The sequence below is a fragment of the Psychrobacter sp. P11G5 genome, assembly GCF_001593305.1.
In the GTDB taxonomy this organism is placed as follows: Bacteria; Pseudomonadota; Gammaproteobacteria; order Pseudomonadales; family Moraxellaceae; genus Psychrobacter.
The window spans coordinates 1,206,864-1,225,981 of sequence record NZ_CP012533.1; the positions used below are offsets into that span (position 1 = coordinate 1,206,864).

Consider the following 19,118-nt stretch of genomic DNA (forward strand, 5'->3'; position numbering starts at 1 on the left):
TAACCTTTAGGATGCTTCCCTTGACCACTTTTACCGCACCAACCATTGCCAATATAGAAAATAATGATCTACGTCAGCAGCTGCAACAAATTATAGACCTGAAGACCAAACCACTTGGTGCACTTGGTCGCTTAGAGACACTGGCACTGCAATTGGGCATGATTCAAGGGACGCTCACACCGCATATTAATCAGCCACAGATTCGAGTATTTGCTGCCGATCATGGTTTAACCAAACATGGCACCTCAGCGTATCCGAGTGCAGTCACTGCGCAAATGGTTTATAACTTCTTGCAAGGTGGCGCTGCTATCAATGTCTTGGCACGCCAGCACAATATCGAGCTAAAAGTAGTCGACGCTGGTGTGAATGCAGACTTTGCCAATTCTCCTTTTAAAGACCATCCACAATTGCTCGATTATAAAGTTCGTCATGGTAGCCGAGACGCGCTAGCAGAACCTGCTATGACTGAAGCAGAATGCTTAGCAGCGCTAGAGAACGGTATGAAAGTGGTTGAGAACTTAACGGGTAATTTGCTTATCGTCGGTGAGATGGGCATTGGTAATACATCAGCGGCGAGTCTTTTGCTGGCGAGATTAGGTGGTGTGCCGATTGCTGATTGTATTGGTCGTGGTACGGGGCTTGATGATGCAGGGCTACAGCATAAGACGGATATTTTAACGCAAGTATCGCAGCGTCATAGCGAGGCACAGTCTCCACTGGACGTGCTTGCTGCATTAGGCGGGCTTGAGATAGCCATGATGGCAGGTGCGCTGATTCAGGCCGCCAGTGAACGCCGTATTTTATTAATCGACGGCTTTATTGCCAGCAGTGCTTTACTGGTTGCGGAGCGATTAACGCCAGGTGTCGCTCAATACGCTATATTCGCCCATCATTCAGTTGAGCCGGGGCACGCGCATTTATTAAAATTACTTAATGCTGAGCCATTACTCGATATGGGTATGCGCTTGGGTGAGGGTAGCGGCGCGGCGCTTGCTTACCCGCTATTGCAGTCAGCTTGTGCCATTATCAATGAGATGGCAAGCTTTAGTGATGCTGGAATCAGTGAGCAAAACAGCTAATGTCACAGTTATCAAAAAAGCCATCAAAGCAATTATCAAAACAGGCGTTAAATCAGCCAGAGCCGTTACAGCAGTCTTCGTCTAAACTAAGTGTTGGGCAATTTATAAAGAATGAATGGATATTGTTACTGGTCGCTGTTCAATTTTTGACCCGATTGCCAGTCCCGCCATTCAAAAATTATAATCCACAATGGCTACACCAGAGCAGCCGTCATTTTCCCGCAGTCGGTTTGCTGGTTGGACTACTTTGCGCTGGCGTGTTTTGGCTCGGCAGTATTTTATTTACGCCCTTAGTGGCTGCAGTGCTGAGTACGGTATTCGGGATTAAGCTTACGGGCGCTTTTCACGAAGATGGTCTTGCGGATAGTTGCGATGGTTTGGGCGGCGGTCTGACTCGCGAGCGTACCTTAACCATTATGAAAGACTCGCGCTTAGGAACATACGGCGTGTTAGGGTTAGTCTCTGCGCTATTGCTAAAGATTTCCTTGTTAGCCACCATGCCGTTATCGGTATCTATTGTCGCGCTGATTATTGGCCATACTGCTTCGCGCTTGCTGTGTATTAGCCTACTTGCTCTGCTGCCTTATGGCGGTGAGATAGAACACGCTAAAGCCAAACCCATGGCGCAGCAGCTGACACCGTTACAAGGATTGTTCAGTAGTGGCTGGTTGCTAGTAGCAGGAGTTTTAGTGATGATTATATTTCCTAATGCCATACAGCAGATTAGCATCGGTCAGTGGTTAATGGCTTTGATACTGGCGTTAATTGCCACTGAATATATGCGGCGCTTATTACGTAGGCGTCTTGATGGCTATACGGGTGATGGACTAGGAGCGACACAGCAGCTTAGTGAAGTTGCGATATATGCTGGAATTGCTGCCTCTATACCTTTTATCTAAAGTGTATAGTCAGTCCCAAATGAAATGAGTACAAGTATTATAACGCGCTACTGGTATAAATTTTCTTTGCTTGCTGTGCCTGCGCAGACAGAGGCTACGAAAAATTTATCCCAGTAGCATTGTGTTTATTTTATAGTGAATTGACTATAGAAAAATAGGAGGCTAATCAATCAATGACTCTTTACATTTGGCGCCATCCTAAACCTATTGCTGCTGAGGGTATCTGTATTGGGCAAACGGACATAGGAGTAGATAGACGTAAGTTAAAACGTCTTGCCAATCAGATCGAGCGCTTTGTGCGTCTGTACCAATTGCCTAAAGTCATTTGTGTAAGTCCATTACAACGCTCATTGAAAGTCGGACAGATACTGGCGCACCGTGGCTTTCAATGGCGAGTCGCACCTGAGCTTGCTGAGATTGATTTTGGCGAATGGGATGGTCGCCCTTGGGAGCAAATCGCTAAGCAAGAGATTGATGACTGGTGTGATAACTTTGCGCACTTTGCACCCAATAATGGGGAAAGTTTACAGCAGCTATTTGACCGTGTTGAGGGTTGGTTGAATAAGGTTTTGGCTGAACAAGACAACACCCCAATACTAGCAATTGGTCATGCTGGCTGGATTAATGCTGCCAAGATGATTGATGCTGGGCAAGATGTACCGAAGATAGCAGCTGATTGGCCCTCTTCAGTTGCATATGGGGAATGTAGTTGTTTGGAGCTTTCAGGAATCTAGCTATCGCTCATTTACTTTTAAACGGCATTACGAGCAATCCCCATAGTGAGGCGTTTTGCTTGGGTGATGGATATTCTTTTAAGCCAATATCTAGCTCGTTATCAGACTTCTGCGCAGCGCCTTTATAACTACCAAAAATCCAATCCCACCAAATGACGCTAAAACCATAGTTTGAGTTAGTCTCACTGACGCGTTGGCTGTGGTGAATACGGTGCAAAATCTGCGTCATTAATATTAAGCGCAGTGGCTTTTCAACTGCAGGCGGCAGACGAATATTGGCATGGTTAAACATCGCTAAGCCATTTAGCGCAATCTCAAAAATCAGTACTGCGATGGCAGGGACGCCCAATAAGCTGACGGCAACGAGCTTCACTAGAATGCTTAAGACAATTTCAATCGGATGAAACCTAAGCCCTGTACTGGCATCAACATGCGCATCAGCGTGATGGACTTTATGCAGACGCCATAGAATAGGCACACGATGGAATAATCGATGTTGCCAGTAAATAATGATATCGAGCAATATTAAGCTTAATATGATGACAACAATGCTTGGCAAGTCGATAATATTAAATAAACCAATCCCATGCTGCTGATTATAAAGCGCTACAGCCGTTAGACCGACAGGCACCGCTAGACGAGCAATAACGGATGACGCAAACACCAAGCCAAAGTTAGCGAACCAGCGTTTACGGCTTTTGATCGGCGCTTTACGGGCAGGCATGCGCCATTCAATCAGCATCATAATCACTAAAATGCTCAAAAAGAACCCAAGCCGCCACCATATTTCATTAGTCATTGCTTACCTCTTGAGGGTTTAAACCAGCAGGATATTGTGACCATTTTCTTTTATTTTGAACCGACTATAGCATCAGCCTCTAACTGTCTAAGGGTATGATAACCGCCATGGATACGGGTAAAAATCGTAATCGCGCAGGCAGTTGCAAAAATGCTAGCGAGTAGTACAAAGTGCTGTGGCCAAATGCAAAAGGCAACAAACAGCGCAATGGTTTCGGTGCCTTCCGTCAAGCCGTTTAAATAATAAAAGCTTTTATATTTGAACTGTGGTTTATCCAGTTTAAACTTTTCCGCCGCGATGGCAAACGCTAAAAAGCTAGAGCCTGTACCAATAAAAGCGGCGAGCAATAAAGCACCTGCAATGGCATTCTGTTCAGGATTTGCCAAGATAAATCCCAGCGGAACTGCTGCATAAAATAAAAAGTCGAGCGTAATATCTAAGTAGCCGCCTGCGCTTGAACTTTGCTGTGCATGGCGAGCTAGAGCGCCATCAAGACCATCAAAAATGCGATTCAGCGCAATCGCTGCAAGTGCACTATACCAAAGCTCAAACGCCAGTAATGGCAACGCTAACATGCCGATTAAAAAGCCCGCTACCGTGAGTTGATCAGCCGTGATGCCGCGTTTGTGCAATATAATTACCACAGGGGCTAGCATCGGCTTAATCATGGGCGTAAGAAATTTGTCTAGCATGCGCTTGCCTTTTGTATTTCGCTTCAATGTTTAAGGTTATAATTCTAAGACTACAGGTCTAAATGAATAACTTTACCCTTTGCGGCCTCAGCATCGCTATGATCGTGTGTGACCATGATGGCGGGGAGTTTATGAGTGCGAATTTGCTCAAATACCAGTTGGCGTGTATCTACTCTTAGCTGGGTATCGAGCTTGCTAAAAGGCTCGTCTAGTAGTATCGCTTTTGGCTCGCTGAGCAAGGTTCGTAGGAGCGCCACTCGTGCTTGTTGTCCGCCCGATAAATTGTCAGGATGGCGACTTCCCATGCCTGCTAATCCCACTTGTGCCAGCGCCTGTTCTATTTTTTCACTACGCTGTTTTCTATCTCCCGTCTTATTGCTTTTAGGCATCGCAAAAGCAATATTACCCGCTACCGATAAATGTGAGAACAGTAGGGCTTCTTGATACAGTACTCCAATGTGACGCAGGTGCGTAGGTAAGTGGCTTACATTTTCATCATTCAACCAGACCTCACCAGTAGCGGTGAAACCATTTGGTAAGGTACCTGTCAGCCAATTCAATAAGCTCGATTTACCACTGCCAGATGGGCCCATGACAGTCAATATTTCACCACCAGCAATCTGCTCGTCTAGGCTGAGTAGTAGCTTGCGTTGTCGATATAACTGTAAGTTTTTTATCTGTAAAGATGGTTGCATCAAGGACCCTTTAGTTACTTTTAAAATAAGTTGATAGATGTTATTCCTAACGAGTGCCACTTTTAAAGAAATATTTGGGCAATACCCACGCCAATATAAAGCCAATTAACGGCAGTGCCATTTGGATGATGGCATACACCGCACTGGTGCGCCTACTGGCACCATTTGCGAGAGTCACAGCTTCGGTAGTGATAGTGGCTATACGTCCGCCGCCTGCTAACAACGTCGGCAAGTATTGACCAAAGCTAATAGCCAAACCAAGGGCGATAGCAATTAACAGCGGCGCAAATAATTGCGGTAATTTCACCTGCAAAAATACTTTAGCAGGAGTTGCACCAAGGCTCGCGGCTACATGAGCAAAACGAGGGTCTAGACGCCTGTAACTACTGGCAAGCGATAAAAACACATAAGGCAGTACAAAAAGCAAATGGGTAAACGCCACATTAAAAAACGCCGTTTGGTTATTCACCAGTTGCTGTAGCCACACCAAACCAAATAAAAAGGCAATACTGGGTACTAACAGCGGCAAATAGATAATTAAACTGGTAAATTTTGAGAGTGGTTTTTTACTTAATTGTTCAGCTTCCAAACATAATAAAGTCAGCACAATGGCAAATATGGTACTCACGATACCGATAGCAAGAGTATTAAATAATGGCGTACCCATTTGCGTAAAGGCACTTTGAAAATGTAATAACACCAATTGCTCTGGCAATACGGCGGGAAAGCGCCAAAAACCAGCTACTGACCACATTACCAGACCAACGAGCGCCAGCAAGATAAAGCCAATCACCACAGTGGTCAACGCGGCGGTGATTTTTTGCCATAATGCATCGGCATAGTGGCGCTTGCCATTTATCAACGTGCCATTAAAACAAGTTTTTATCGTTCTCTCGCTACCAAGCCACAAGGCGATTAAACCACCCGTCAAAACTAGCTGTAATAATGCACCCGCCGAGGCTTTTATACGTAAGTTCAAATCCACATCGTTAAACCATTGCATGATAGTAACCGCCAGCGTTGGCGGCGTGTTTGGACCCAATATCAATGGCATCTCTACGCTGGCACTGGCATAGGCCAGCACGGCTAAGATAGGCAAACGTAAAAAAGGATAGAGGATAGGGAGCACGGCTTTAAAAAAGGCAGTAATGGGGTAATAGCCGAGATTTAGCGCGACTTTATATTGTTGACGCAGCTTTCTACCAAGCTCTGGTTGAGCCAAAGCGCCTAATGCCATGAGTAATAGAAACGGCAGCTCTTTTAAGGTTAAACCCAAAATGATACTGATGCCGTATGGGTCATGTGGAAACATACCGCCTGGTGCCAACTCCCAGCCGCTTAGCCACGGTGAGATAAGGCGTGAAAACATACCAGAAGGCGCAATTAAAAAACCAACCGCGATAGCTGCTGCTGCATGAGGAATGACCAAGATTGGACTCAACAAACGCTCAATACGGGTCAGCCAAATGCTATTAAAAAATGCCGCCAATATCATTAAGGTCATGACAAAAGCGAATAGCGTGCTGATTAATCCAGTAGCGATGCTTAATGCTACCATTTGGGTAAGACCGGGCGTCTGCCAAAGATCGTTAAAGCCTTGTAGACCAAAAGTTGTTTGCTCAAGTGCAGGCACCCAGCTAAAGGCAGGTAACAGCACGCTGAGTAAACCACCGAGTACCGGTAATATCAACAGTAGCAGTAAAAATTTCGGACTCAAGGATACAATGTGCGTAAATAGGTCTGTTTTATAAGGATCTATCGTTCTAGTGCTTGCATCAGCCGTTTTATTATTAGAATCTTTACTCATGGGCTGACCCCATAACGTGTTTGCCAGCCTTGCATAATGGCATCAACCCAGCTCGGATGTGGTTCATTCACGGTCCGTTTTATAGCGTCAACAGGTAGGGCGCTCGGATGGGGTTTGTTAGTCTTGAATAGCGCTTGTTGCTCAGGGTCGAGCGTTGATTGGACGAGTACGGTTTTATCACCCCACACAGCAGGCGTTTGCTTTTTAGCCTGTGCTTCTGGACTCATCAGAAAGTTTGCCACCAACTGCGCGGCTTGCGGATGGCTGGCGTTATAAGGAATGGCCACAAAATGGGTGTTACTTAAGCTGCCATCGCTCATGGCATAGCTACGAATGCTCTTGGGTAAGTCATAACGCTGCACGGCCGCAGGAATTTCGGGAGCGGAAAAGCTAAATGCCAAGCTAAGCTCGGTATCATCGACCAAACGGCGCATGTGCGCGCCCGTTTGCACAAATTGCTCACCCTTACGCCATAAGGTGGGATGAAAGTCATCGAGAAACGTCCATAAATGGGCTAATATAATATCTGTATTTTGCTCAGTGGCTGGCAGGTTGAGCTGTGCTTTGATATTTTCGCCTGTTTTAGCATCTTGCTTTTCGTGCAGCATGACTAAAGCGTATTTTAAAAAGCTCATTCCTAAAAAGTCAGGCGGCTTTGGATAACTAAAACGCCCGGGGTTTTGCGCCGTCCAATTGACCAGCTCATTTAAAGTGGTTGGTGGCTTGTCAGTTGATAAGCTGTCGTAATAAAAGGTCAGCGAGGCTTGTCCCCATGGCGCTTCCATACCATCGGTTGGCACACCAAAATCAAAGTTAACGGCAGGATTATTCTCTGGATCGGTCAGCGCGAAGTTAGGCAGCTTGTTCGCCCATTGTTTCAGTAATAATGAATTCTCACTCATGGTGGCAAAGTTGGCGCCATTTATCCAGATGAGATCAACGCTACCTTCATCATTATTGTTGGCAGATTTTTCTGCAAGTACACGGCTAACGGCTTCACTGGTATTGCTCAATTTGACATGAACCAAATTGATATCATATTTATCATCCACTTCTTCGGCGGCCCACTGTAGATAGGCATTTATTTGCGGGTCACCGCCCCATGCATAAAAGTAAACGTCTTGGTTTTTACCTTGGGCTTCTATCTGCTGCCAAGATGATAAATTTTGATTAAGGTTACTGATAGTGGGTGAGGCAGTGCTTGCTGATATACCAATACAAACGCTAAGCGCCATAGCATAGGCGCTATAGCGGCTTAGATTTTTTAACATTGTCAAAGCTGGTAAAGATTTAATAACGTACATTTATGTTCTCGTTATAACCTGTATTAAATGTCATTCAATCATAGATTCTGAAGCGTGTTGTTGGTACAAATTTTCTTCGCTTGCTGTGTGACTTCGTCACTCCAGAGGCTTCAAAAAAATTATCCCAACAGCACTTATTTCTAAAAAAATCGATCGTCTAAAAGACGATGAAATTAATGAATTGCAACAGCATCGAGTTTCACTGGAAGGCTAATTAACCTCGACGCCATGTTTGATATTTCTCAAGCCAGTTTAATACCGTTTCAGGTGCATGATTGCGTTTCCATTCACCAGCCGCGTATTTATTACCCTCCGCCCACGTTGGATACATATGAATGGTGCCGAGTATTTTATTCAGCCCTAAGCCATGTTTCATTGCTAATATAAATTCCGGCATTAAATCACCAGCATGCTCAGCGACGATGGTCACGCCGAGTATTTTATCTTTACCTTTTGGCGTAATGACTTTGATAAAGCCATAGTTGGCGCTTTCCGTCACCGCACGATCTAAGTCTTTAAAGTCGTAACGGGTAATTTCAAAATCGATGCCTTTTTCAATAGCCTCTTGCTCATTTAAGCCAACGCGTGCGATTTCTGGATCAATAAAAGTCGTCCACGGAATCACGCGGTAATCTACTTTAAACTTCTTTAGATGCCCAAACAAACCATTTACGGCTGCGTACCATGCCTGATGGGAGGCCACATGAGTAAATTGATAAGGACCAACGACATCACCAGCAGCGTAAATATTGGGGTAGAGGGTTTCTAAATAGTCATCGGTCTCGATGGTACGTTCAGTTTCAATCCCTAATGTTTCTAAGCCATAGCCTTCTAAGCGCGCACTGCGTCCAACGGCACAAAGCAATTCGTCATATTCAATAGCGATTTCTTGTTTGTTTTGACTGTCTTGCTTATCGGTACTGCTTTGCTTATCGGTACTGTCGCCTTGCGGTTCAACGATAATGAACTTTTTACCATCGCGAGCTTCACAGCGAATTGCTTGATGCGAGGTTAAGACATTTACGCCACTCTCGACGAGTACTTTGTGTGCAAATTCAGAGACTTCCACGTCTTCTTTTTTCATGAGACGCGCGCCTCTTTCGATTTGGGTCACATTTGAGCCTAAGCGTGCAAAAGCTTGTGCCAGCTCAGAGCCGATTGGCCCGCCGCCAAGGACGACCAGTTTTTTCGGCGCTTCTTCTAATTCGGTAAACTTATTCCATATGGTATCGCTGGTCACATAGCCGGTTTCTTCCAAGCCTGGCAAGTCTGGTACAAATGGACGCGCGCCAGTAGCGATAACAATGGAACGTGCGGTTAGTGTTTGCGTGCCACCATCGTTTAGCGCAATCTCTACCGTCCACGGGTCGATGAATTTAGCGTAGCCTTTTAACACTTCGACACCCAAGTCCGTATAACGCTCGACGCTGTCATTTGGCGCGATATCAGCGATGACTTTATGGATGCGTATCATAACGTTTTTGAATGAAAACTCTAGTGGTGTGTTTTCCAAGCCATAACGCTCACCATTGCGCATTTGTTCTGCGACTTTCGCGCTTTTAATCAAAGCTTTGCTGGGTACACAGCCATAGTTTAAGCAGTCGCCACCCATCTCACCCGCTTCGATTAATGTTACTTTTGCTCGGACGGTCGCCGCGATATAGCTGGTGACTAGCCCGCCAGCACCTGCGCCAATCACAATCATATTACGGTCGAATTTTTTAGGTTTGCTATAGTTTTTATAGACGCGGCGTTTTTTTAGCATATTTAATATCCCTTTTGCTATTAATGGGAAAAAACCTAACAACGCAAATGAGACAATCAAATTAAACGATAAAATCCCTGACAAACTGTCAATTTGCGCCAGTTGCGTACCGGCATTAACGAATACAAAAGTACCCGCGAGCATACCAACTTGGCTTACCCAGTAGAATGTCCTCGCTTTAATCGCGGTGACGCCCATGAGTAAATTAATCAAAAAGAACGGAAATATCGGCACTAAGCGCAGGGTAAATAAGTAAAATCCGCCTTCTTTTTCAACGCCAGCATCAATGGCTGCTAAGCGTTCAGGAAAACGCTGCTTAATCGTATCACGCAGTAAATAACGTGAGGTTAAAAACGCTAGTGTCGCACCAATACTAGAGGCAAACGAGGCAACCAATAAGCCTTGCCATAAGCCAAATAGCGCCCCAGCTGCCAAGGTCAAAATAGCAGCTCCCGGTAAGGATAGAGCGGTGACGACCACATAAAGTAAAAAGAACCCACCGATAATCAATAGCGGTGATTGCGCTTTGTAGTCGTTAAATTGCGCCATCGACCCTTTTAAGCCGTCAAGCGTCAATAATTGATTTAGGTCAAAATAAAAAAAGCTTGCCGCTAATATCAATATTAACAGTATTAAAAATATTCTTTTAATCATGAAATGTCCGGCTAAATAGTGGGGCAAAGGTTAAAAATCACAGTGATTTTTTTGGTTGAGCATCTTCATTGTTTTAATAGCAGCAGCCATTCCATTGAATGGTTCGAATGGTCTATTAGTTTATCTACTATAAAATAGCTAACTTATCAGTATTAACAGTATATAGCCTGTGTTCTGCTGACTGGCATTTTTATTACCATTATCAAAATGAGGATAGGCTCTAGTCTAACAGTAGGCACGATTTAATAAGCCCTATTGAATAGGCACTATCTGATTTTGCGTAAAAGAGGTTCTTTTGCCTAATGTTAACGTGTCCCAATCTCGCATTAAGAATAACGCGACACAGGCAGCCAACATTGGCCATGCGGCAAAAAACAGTAAGTTATCAAAAGGCGTTAGGTAGAGACCAAAGGTTGCAAAAGTAGAGGCTGCGTGTAGCAATAAAATGATGCCGTATGTCCACTTTTTGAACAAACCTGCCACAAACAAAAAGATGAGTATAATTTGCAAGCTACCAACAACGTAAACAATGCTGGTGCCTAAATTTTCTAGTGCATAAAATTTAGCAAACACACTTGCAGCATGTTCAGGGTTTACAAATTTGTCGAGTGTCCAAAAGAAGAACACAATGAAGATACCAAGTCGAAGCAATAATAGTGAAAGTGGTAAATGTTTTGGCATAACTTTTTGCATAAGTTTTCGCTTTTGAAAAGTTTTAAAAATGGGTTCAAAAAATTAATGAATGAAATGAGTATCGATACTTTCTATCATTATAAAATAAACATAAAGAAAAATATTTACCATATTGAGTGATTGCTCAAAAATGAATACAATATTGCTGCTAGATGCTATAAAGAAACTTATTGTAGTTGTTCTTGAATGATTGTTCAAGTTCGTATTGTCTTGTATATTATGGTTACAAGAATTCGTTACACTCTTTCAATAAATCAGCAATGCTAGCTTAAAGGTGATTGTTTTATATACAATCGACGTTGTATATGATTAGCTTTTTGAGCAGCACATATCGTAATGGGAAATGTTTTTCCTAAATATTTTCAGAAGAATGCATTTTTAAGTAGGAGCGGGTAGAATAAATAGACAAATAAAAAAGGCTGAGTCAATGCTCAACCTTTTTATCAAAATAGCTTTGTTAAAGACTTTTTAAATGATTAGTTCTTTAATACTTCAACCATCGCATTAGCAACATAGTCGATATTACTACTGTTTAAGCCCGCGACGCACATACGTGAGTTAGATACCATATAGATACCAAATTTGCTTTGTAGCTGCTCAACTTGTTCAGGGGTTAATCCTGTAAAGCTAAACATGCCGTTTTGAGCAGTTAGGTAGTCAAAGCTACGACCAGGGACTTTAGCTTCTAGCACAGATTTTAGCTTCATGCGCATAGCTTTGATACGATCACGCATCGTATAAACTTCGCCAACCCATTGCTCGTGCAAGGCTTCATCATTCATAACAATATCGACGACGCGTCCGCCATGTGATGGTGGGCTTGAGTAGATACGACGTACCGTAGAGGTCAGCTGACCGAATACACGCTCAGTCTCATCGGTAGTTGGGCAAACGACTGATAGGCCGCCGACACGCTCACCGTATAGTGATAGGTTTTTGGAGAATGAGTTGCTCACAAACAATGGCAGACCCATATCGACCGCTTTACGAATAGGATAAGCGTCGCTGTCCATGTCTTCGCCAAAACCTTGATAAGCGATATCCATAAACGGAATCAGCTCGCGCTCTTGAACAACGTTTAATACTTTATCCCACTGCTCTTTAGTCAAATCCACACCCGTTGGGTTATGACAGCAAGGGTGTAATAACAGCACATCATCTTTATTCAACGTTTCAAAAAACGCAATCATCTCATCAAATTTGATGCCGCCAGTGGCCTTATCGTAGTACGGGTATTTGCCAACTTCGACATCAGACCCTTCAAAAATAGCAATGTGATTGCCCCATGTAGGGTCACTCACGTAGCATTTAGATTGCGGGAACCATTGATTGATAAACTCAGCGCCTACTTTCAACGCGCCAGAGCCACCAATAGTGGCAATAGTCGCAACCAGACCGTCTTTCAATACTTGAGCATCTTTGCCAAATAACAGTTCTTGACAGCCTTTACGGTGTCCAGGCAACCCTGCCATTGGTAGGTATGGACGAGGAGAAATTGGGTCTGCAATGCGCTGTTCAGCAGTTTTTACACACTCAAGTACTGGCATTTTGCCGTCTTCGTCGTAATAAACACCCACGCCCAAATTCACTTTATCGGGATTGCTATCTTCTGCAAACTTGTCCATCAAACCTAAGATTGGATCACCAGCATAATAGTCGATACGTTCAAACATTTTTTTTCCTTACTAGAATAGAAACAAAGCCGCCAAAAAGCATAAACTAGATTGGCTATTAACTCAACGAGAGATTCATCGATATTGATTAATTAACTGATTAGATGAGCTATTTGATAATCCAAATGCTTTTTAAGCTGATTAGACTATTAATAACCATTTAGAATATAGCATTTAAGAACAGCTATAGAATAGTACCTACTTACTCTAGCTACTCTGCAAGTCGTTGAAGTGAGAGGCAAAATAAGTCTGCAAAAACTGTTTAAAGGCAATGCTGGCAGGCGACAGTGCTCTTGAGGAGCGTTGATAAATAAAGAATCTACGCATCTTAACAGGCTGTGCGAGCGACCGCATTTGTAAGCCATTGGCACTCACCCAATCAATGACCTCAGGCATATAAGGCAGACATAAGGTAATACCGAAGCCTTGGCGCGTCATCTCAAGCGCTGTGGACATAAAGTTCACTTTGTAGCGCGCTTGCTGGATATGAGTGGCAACGGTCTCATCCAGCTCAGCGGTCACTTGCTCAATAAAAGGCCCTTGTAAGGTAATGAGCGGGATATCTATCAAATCCTGCCACGTTACCTCAGTTTTTTGAGCCAGCGCATGGTTATCTGGCATCACTACACAAAACGGTAACTCATATAACAAATCAGCGCTAATGTCGTCTTCACTTTCCATAAAACCAAGCTCGGTACCAACGCCCAAATCTACTTCGATATCCTGAATGTGTTGCAGGACGTTTTCTGCAGAGCAATCTAACAAAGACACGCTGATATCAGGATAGTCTTTTGAAAATTGGGCGATGACTGCAGGCATGGAGGAGGCGGCAAACTGCGATACTGCTAGTCGCACTTGACCTTGCGCTAAGCTCATCAGACTGCTCGCTTCGTTTTCAAATAACTGCATCTCATTAAGCACTCGGCGCGCTTGTGGCAATAAATGTCTGCCTACTACCGACAAAGATAGCTGGCGGGTGGTACGGTCAAATAAGACGATACCAAGACTTGACTCCAATTCTTTTATCAGTCCACTGACGGCAGATTGGGTTAAATGCATCTGGTCGCTAGCACGGGTAAAGCTACCGTTGTCAGCGACTTTGATAAAAGCGGTCAATTGGCGAATGCTGATATTCATAAGTAAACCTGATAAATAAATCAAAAAATACGATTAGTCTTATAAATCAAGCTAATCTAAGATGAATACATCGTCAACAATATTTATTGTTATATACAACTTTTTACACTGATTTATACCACCAATTGAAATTAAGGATGATTATAATGGCAGATTTATTCGAAAACCCAATAGGATTGCAAGGGTTTGATTTTGTTGAATTCGCCTCGCCTGAACCGAAAGCGGTAGAAGCACTTTTTGAGCAGCTTGGTTTTACCCATGTTGCCAATCACCGATCAAAAGATGTCTCTTTATACCGTCAAGGTGACATCAACCTCATATTGAACCGTGAACCAAAAAGCCAAGCCAGCTACTTTGTGGAAGAGCATGGAGCAGGGGTCTGTAGCATGGGCTTTCGTGTTAAAGATTCCAAAAAAGCCTACGAGCTTGCGATTGAAAACGGCGCACAGCCAGTAGAGGTGCCGACAGGGGTAATGGAGCTGAGACTTCCTGCTATTAAAGGTATCGGCGGCTCATTGATTTATCTGATTGACCGTTTTAAAGACGGTGAATCTATCTATGATGTCGACTTTGAGTTCTTCCCAGATGTAGATAAGTATCCTGTTGGACATGGCTTCAAAGTTATTGACCATCTTACCCATAACGTCTACCGTGGTCGCATGGCTTACTGGGCAAACTTCTATGAGCGCATCTTTAACTTCCGTGAAATTCGCTATTTCGATATCAAAGGCGAATACACTGGGCTGACCAGTAAAGCCATGACCGCGCCTGATGGCAAAATCCGTATTCCTTTAAATGAAGAATCTAAGCAGGGCGGCGGACAAATCGAAGAGTATCTAATGAGCTTCAATGGTGAAGGCATTCAACATATTGCTTTAGCCAGTGATGACTTATTGGCCAGTATCGATAAACTAAAAGAGGCGGGTATACCACTCATGACAGCGCCAACCGCTGCTTATTACGAAATGCTGAGTGAGCGCTTACCAAATCATGGCGAAAACGTCTCTGAATTGCAGACTCGTGGCATCTTATTAGATGGCACCACGGAAGGCGGCACACCGCGTCTGCTATTACAAATTTTCTCTGAAACTATCTTAGGTAGCCCCGTATTTTTTGAATTCATCCAACGTAAAGGCGATTACGATGAAGGCTTTGGTGAAGGTAACTTTAAAGCGCTATTCGAATCAATAGAGCGCGATCAAGTGCGACGCGGCGCTATCGGACAATCTGAAACAGAGACAGAAACAGAGTAAATTTATTAATAAGTTAAACAAACATGGCAGGACAAAAAGGAATTTGTCTTGCTATTATTAATACTATAATGATTGATATAGTAAATCTGAAATACTGGTCCAAATAGAATGGACTAATGGCAAAAGGAATACCGGCATGGAACGCCAAAGCAAACAACCTTATCTTTCGCATCAACCTGATGCCAATGGTCATATTCATTATAGTGATAATGAGAATGCCATGTGGCAAGCGCTTCTTGAGCGTCAAGCCAAGCAAATACCCAATCGTGCCTGCTCGGCATATCTAGATGGGCTCAAAAAGCTAAATCTACCGCCAGATCGTATTCCGCAATTACATGATATCGATGAAGTGCTGCAAGCGACCACAGGTTGGCAAACAGCTGCGGTGCCAGCTTTAATTAGCTTTGGTAAATTCTTTAAGCTGTTGGCCAATAAATCCTTCCCCGTTGCGACCTTTATCCGCCGCTTTGATGACATGGATTACATCGAAGAGCCTGATATCTTTCATGAGATTGTCGGACACTGTCCGCTACTGACTCATCCTGCCTTTGCTACCTTTAATGAGACTTACGGCAAGCTTGGTCTTAATGCCAGTAAAGAAGAAAGGTTATTTTTAGCACGGCTGTATTGGTTTACCATCGAGTTTGGTTTGGTCGGGCAAACGAAAGATACTCGCCGAATTTATGGTGGTGGCATCTTAAGCTCACCTTCTGAAACTATTTATGCACTCAATGATGAGACTCAAAATCAATCGCACGATCAATCAAATCATCAGTCACATCATCAACCTAAACATCGGGCCTTCGATTTGCTAGATGTGTTACGTACCCCTTATCGAATTGATCATATTCAGCCTATCTATTATGTCATTGATAATTTAGATACGCTGTTTGACATCGTGAATAGCGACATCATGGGGGTGGTCAAGCAAGCGATGTCACTCGGAATGTTTGAGCCAACCTATAAAGTTGAAACCAGTTGATTGCTTAATCAATTGACTGTTTAATCAACTGATCATTAAAGCAAGTGATAGCTTAATTAAGAACACTTAAACATTGGCTGCTTAAATAGACAATCACGTCAACATGGACGTACATTTAATAAAAACTCAATAGTTAAAATAAAAGGAATTTACTATGACTGAGCATTTACAAACCCTATCTCAAGCCAGCTGCGAAGCCTGCCGTGTCGGCGCGCCAAAAGTCGACGATACTGAGGCACGCGAGCTGTTACAACAACTTCCTAACTGGTCGCTTATCGAAGTCGACGGCATCAATCAATTACAACGTCAATATAAGTTTAAAAACTTCGTCACCGCTATGGCGTTTGCTAATCGGCTTGCAGATATCGCGGAAGAGGAAGGGCATCATCCCGGCATATTGGTAGAGTGGGGCAAAGCGACAGTGACATGGTGGTCGCACAGCATCAAAGGTCTGCATCGTAATGATTTTATTATGGCAGCAAAGACTGATAGTCTATTCAGTAAGTAATGAAGGTAGCTATAATTAAAGCAACTCATTAAACTTGCCATACTCAAAGCCAACCCTAAACCAAAATTCACTGGTCATCTAAGGATGTGTGATGCCTCCAAAAATACTAACCCAGTTCTCACCCAAACTGGCATTTATTATTGCTACCACTGTCATCGCCATTATGGGTGTCACCATGATTGGCCTTGGCTGGGTGCCACATTTATCATTGATACTCGCTATCTGCGTGTTATTGGCTATCGGTCTATTTAAGGGCCTTAGCTTTAATGATATGCAAGCGCAAATGGCCTCTGGAGTGATGAGCGGTATCGGTGCGATTTACTTATTCTTCTTTATTGGCTTGATGGTTGCCGCTCTAATGATGTCGGGAGCTATACCGACACTGATGTATTTTGGCTTCGAGCTAATATCACCGGAGTTTTATTACATATCAGCCTTTGTACTTACTTCGATTATTGGTATTGCATTGGGCAGTAGTTTGACTACCGCGGCGACCTTGGGCGTAGCTTTTATTGGTATGAGTAATGCGTTTGATGCCAATGTCGCTATCGCTGCTGGCGCTGTCGTATCGGGTGCGTTTTTCGGTGATAAAATGTCGCCATTATCTGATACTTGTACCATTGCTTCATCGGTCGTGGGTATTGATTTATTTGAGCATATTCGCAATATGATGTACACCACGGTGCCTGCGTGGATACTGACTGTCATACTTTTTTGGTTCTTCTCTGGACAGACTGTTAGTGGTGACTTAAGTCAAGTAACTGTTTTACAAGGTCAGTTGATTGAAAGTGGTTTGGTACATAGTTATGCAGTATTGCCTTTTGTAGTGCTTATTGGACTGGCTGTATTTCGAGTCAACGCCATCTATACTATTATCTGTACCATTATTACCGCTCTGATTGTCACCTACTTGCATAGCTCGCCAAGCTTTGGACAATTGGGTGGGTATTTCTTTGCAGGTTATGCGCCCGCTGAATCGCTAGATCTTGGGGAAGTAGGCGGTATGCTCTCGCGCGGTGGCGTACAAAGCATGTTCTTTACTCAAATGATTGTGATATTGGCACTTAGCCTTGGTGGATTGCTGAGCGCTTTAGGTATTTTGCCAGCGTTGCTATCAGGGATAAGAGATACTCTAACCAGTCCAGGACGCGCAATATTCGCAACTGCCATGTCAGCACTAAGTATTAACGTGCTTATCGGTGAGCAGTATTTGAGTATCTTACTGTCAGGCACAGCGTTTCGTCCGATATTTGAGCGCTTAAACTTACATCCAAAAAACTTATCTCGTACCATTGAAGATGCAGGAACGGTAATCAATCCGCTCGTACCTTGGAGTGTGTGCGGGGTGTTTATTAGTCAAGCCTTAGGCGTGCCAGTACTGGATTATCTGCCTTATGCGTTCTTCTGTTATCTGTCATTATTATTAACGATACTATTTGGCTTTACAGGACTGACAATTAGTCGTAAAGATGGAACTAAAGTATCAGCTCGATAGTTAGGTTAGACTTAAGTTACGATTCTCTATTTTTATAAATATCGCATAAAGTAAAGCCGTCACGATTCATGCGTGACGGCTTTTTTAATTTCATTATCTAACAATCCCGCTATCCAAGGCCTTCGCCCAACTTTCACATTCACAGCGTACGCATTGCTGATCTGGCTTCGCAATATAATCGACATAGCCGCAATGCATACAAGCATAGCAATGCTTTGGATTTATCTCTTTAACTGGCTGATACTGCTTGGGAAAAAGTGGCAAACCATAACGCGTTTCATCAGGTGGAAATAGCAATAAGCTAAATGAGCCATCCGTCTCTAATAAGCCCACACGTACTTGACCCAAGTGTTCAACACCTTGTTGGCGCATTTCAGCAAAAAACTCATCATGCGACATCTTGCCTCTTTTAATCTTATCTATTACTAAGGCGCCGTCTTCTACAATATAAATCGACTTTCCTTCCAAAAGATCTTCAAAGGGCTGGTATTTCATCATTACCCAAGTGCAGAGCCGATACATGATAATCACGATACTCATGATGAGTACCGCTTGTATAATCGGTAAATCCTCGGTGAACATCGGATCACCAGCGATAGAACCCAGTGACAAAATAATGGTCAGCTCAAAAATAGACAGCTGCCGGACGCCGCGTTTACCAGTGAAACGTAAAAATATGATAATCATGCTAAACATAACAATCACGCGTATGACGATTTCGGCAGCAAACGCCCAAGTTGTGTCATGAATAAAGATACTTGCCAAATCCATGTATGTCTTTCCTTTTAAAGTGTGGCTATCAAAACACGTTATAGCTATTTCTATTGTGGTTAATACAGGCACTTACTTTGCGTGAAATGTCAGATATTAGATGTTAAGCAATGGGGCTTGTGCCGAGTCGCTGCCGAATTTCTCCATTGCTGCAGCATTATAAATTAATAAATTCATT

Annotated in this window: 17 protein-coding genes; 7 read left to right on the forward strand and 10 right to left on the reverse strand. The window is 43.4% G+C overall.

The window, feature by feature from the left end; genetic code table 11:
* Window positions 1-11 precede the first annotated feature (11 nt).
* The 3 genes from cobT to AK825_RS05065 all read left to right on the forward strand — a co-directional run bounded on the left by cobT (window position 12) and on the right by AK825_RS05065 (window position 2,712).
* Window positions 12-1,079: a nicotinate-nucleotide--dimethylbenzimidazole phosphoribosyltransferase gene (cobT, locus tag AK825_RS05055; protein WP_068035080.1), complete on the forward strand. Its 1,068-nt coding sequence runs from the start codon at window positions 12-14 to the stop codon at window positions 1,077-1,079.
* A complete protein-coding gene (gene cobS, locus AK825_RS05060) occupies window positions 1,079-1,978 on the forward strand; it encodes an adenosylcobinamide-GDP ribazoletransferase (protein WP_082787172.1) in 900 nt (299 codons plus the stop codon). Before cobT ends, cobS begins: the two co-directional genes overlap by 1 nt.
* Window positions 1,979-2,151: 173 nt before the next feature.
* Window positions 2,152-2,712 carry a histidine phosphatase family protein gene (locus AK825_RS05065; RefSeq protein WP_068035082.1) on the forward strand — a complete coding sequence of 187 codons (561 nt, stop codon included), beginning with the start codon at window positions 2,152-2,154 and terminating at the stop codon, window positions 2,710-2,712.
* 7 nt (window positions 2,713-2,719) lie between these two features.
* Here the strand turns inward: AK825_RS05065 and AK825_RS05070 are convergent, their stop codons facing one another.
* The 9 genes from AK825_RS05070 to AK825_RS05110 all read right to left on the reverse strand — a co-directional run bounded on the left by AK825_RS05070 (window position 2,720) and on the right by AK825_RS05110 (window position 13,931).
* A complete protein-coding gene (locus AK825_RS05070) occupies window positions 2,720-3,511 on the reverse strand; it encodes a sterol desaturase family protein (RefSeq protein WP_068035084.1) in 792 nt (263 codons plus the stop codon).
* Window positions 3,512-3,561: 50 nt separating this feature from the next.
* Window positions 3,562-4,203: a CDP-alcohol phosphatidyltransferase family protein gene (locus AK825_RS05075; RefSeq protein ID WP_068035086.1), complete on the reverse strand. Its 642-nt coding sequence runs from the start codon at window positions 4,201-4,203 to the stop codon at window positions 3,562-3,564.
* Window positions 4,204-4,253: 50 nt separating this feature from the next.
* Window positions 4,254-4,898, reverse strand: a complete 645-nt coding sequence (locus AK825_RS05080) for an ATP-binding cassette domain-containing protein (RefSeq protein ID WP_068035088.1) — start codon at window positions 4,896-4,898, stop codon at window positions 4,254-4,256.
* Window positions 4,899-4,944: 46 nt separating this feature from the next.
* On the reverse strand, window positions 4,945-6,705 hold the full coding sequence (locus AK825_RS05085) for an ABC transporter permease subunit (protein ID WP_068035090.1): 1,761 nt from the start codon (window positions 6,703-6,705) through the stop codon (window positions 4,945-4,947).
* On the reverse strand, window positions 6,702-8,009 hold the full coding sequence (locus AK825_RS05090) for an ABC transporter substrate-binding protein (protein ID WP_068035091.1): 1,308 nt from the start codon (window positions 8,007-8,009) through the stop codon (window positions 6,702-6,704). Before AK825_RS05090 ends, AK825_RS05085 begins: the two co-directional genes overlap by 4 nt.
* 214 nt (window positions 8,010-8,223) lie before the next feature.
* Window positions 8,224-10,428: a bifunctional TVP38/TMEM64 family protein/FAD-dependent oxidoreductase gene (locus AK825_RS05095; RefSeq protein WP_068035093.1), complete on the reverse strand. Its 2,205-nt coding sequence runs from the start codon at window positions 10,426-10,428 to the stop codon at window positions 8,224-8,226.
* A gap of 252 nt (window positions 10,429-10,680) precedes the next feature.
* Window positions 10,681-11,109, reverse strand: coding sequence for a hypothetical protein (locus AK825_RS05100; RefSeq protein WP_203226491.1), 429 nt, complete (start codon window positions 11,107-11,109; stop codon window positions 10,681-10,683).
* 488 nt (window positions 11,110-11,597) lie between these two features.
* Window positions 11,598-12,794, reverse strand: a complete 1,197-nt coding sequence (locus tag AK825_RS05105) for an amino acid aminotransferase (RefSeq protein ID WP_068035097.1) — start codon at window positions 12,792-12,794, stop codon at window positions 11,598-11,600.
* A gap of 207 nt (window positions 12,795-13,001) precedes the next feature.
* On the reverse strand, window positions 13,002-13,931 hold the full coding sequence (locus tag AK825_RS05110) for a LysR family transcriptional regulator (protein ID WP_068035100.1): 930 nt from the start codon (window positions 13,929-13,931) through the stop codon (window positions 13,002-13,004).
* Between the two features lie 146 nt (window positions 13,932-14,077).
* On the opposite strand from AK825_RS05110, the gene hppD reads away from it, so the two are divergent.
* The 4 genes from hppD (at window position 14,078) to nhaC (ending at window position 18,169) form a co-directional block, all read left to right on the forward strand.
* Window positions 14,078-15,184, forward strand: a complete 1,107-nt coding sequence (hppD, locus tag AK825_RS05115) for a 4-hydroxyphenylpyruvate dioxygenase (protein ID WP_068035102.1) — start codon at window positions 14,078-14,080, stop codon at window positions 15,182-15,184.
* A gap of 136 nt (window positions 15,185-15,320) precedes the next feature.
* Window positions 15,321-16,166: a phenylalanine 4-monooxygenase gene (gene phhA / locus AK825_RS05120; protein WP_068035103.1), complete on the forward strand. Its 846-nt coding sequence runs from the start codon at window positions 15,321-15,323 to the stop codon at window positions 16,164-16,166.
* A 154-nt stretch (window positions 16,167-16,320) separates the two neighbouring features.
* Entirely contained in the window at window positions 16,321-16,674 is a 354-nt protein-coding gene (locus AK825_RS05125; RefSeq protein WP_068035105.1) for a 4a-hydroxytetrahydrobiopterin dehydratase, read from the forward strand.
* Between the two features lie 91 nt (window positions 16,675-16,765).
* On the forward strand, window positions 16,766-18,169 hold the full coding sequence (nhaC, locus tag AK825_RS05130) for a Na+/H+ antiporter NhaC (RefSeq protein ID WP_068035107.1): 1,404 nt from the start codon (window positions 16,766-16,768) through the stop codon (window positions 18,167-18,169).
* A 93-nt stretch (window positions 18,170-18,262) separates the two neighbouring features.
* On the opposite strand, the gene AK825_RS05135 is transcribed toward nhaC, so the two are convergent.
* Window positions 18,263-18,940 (reverse strand): YetF domain-containing protein, encoded by a 678-nt coding sequence (locus AK825_RS05135; RefSeq protein WP_068035114.1) that lies wholly within the window; start codon window positions 18,938-18,940, stop codon window positions 18,263-18,265.
* Window positions 18,941-19,118 lie beyond the last annotated feature (178 nt).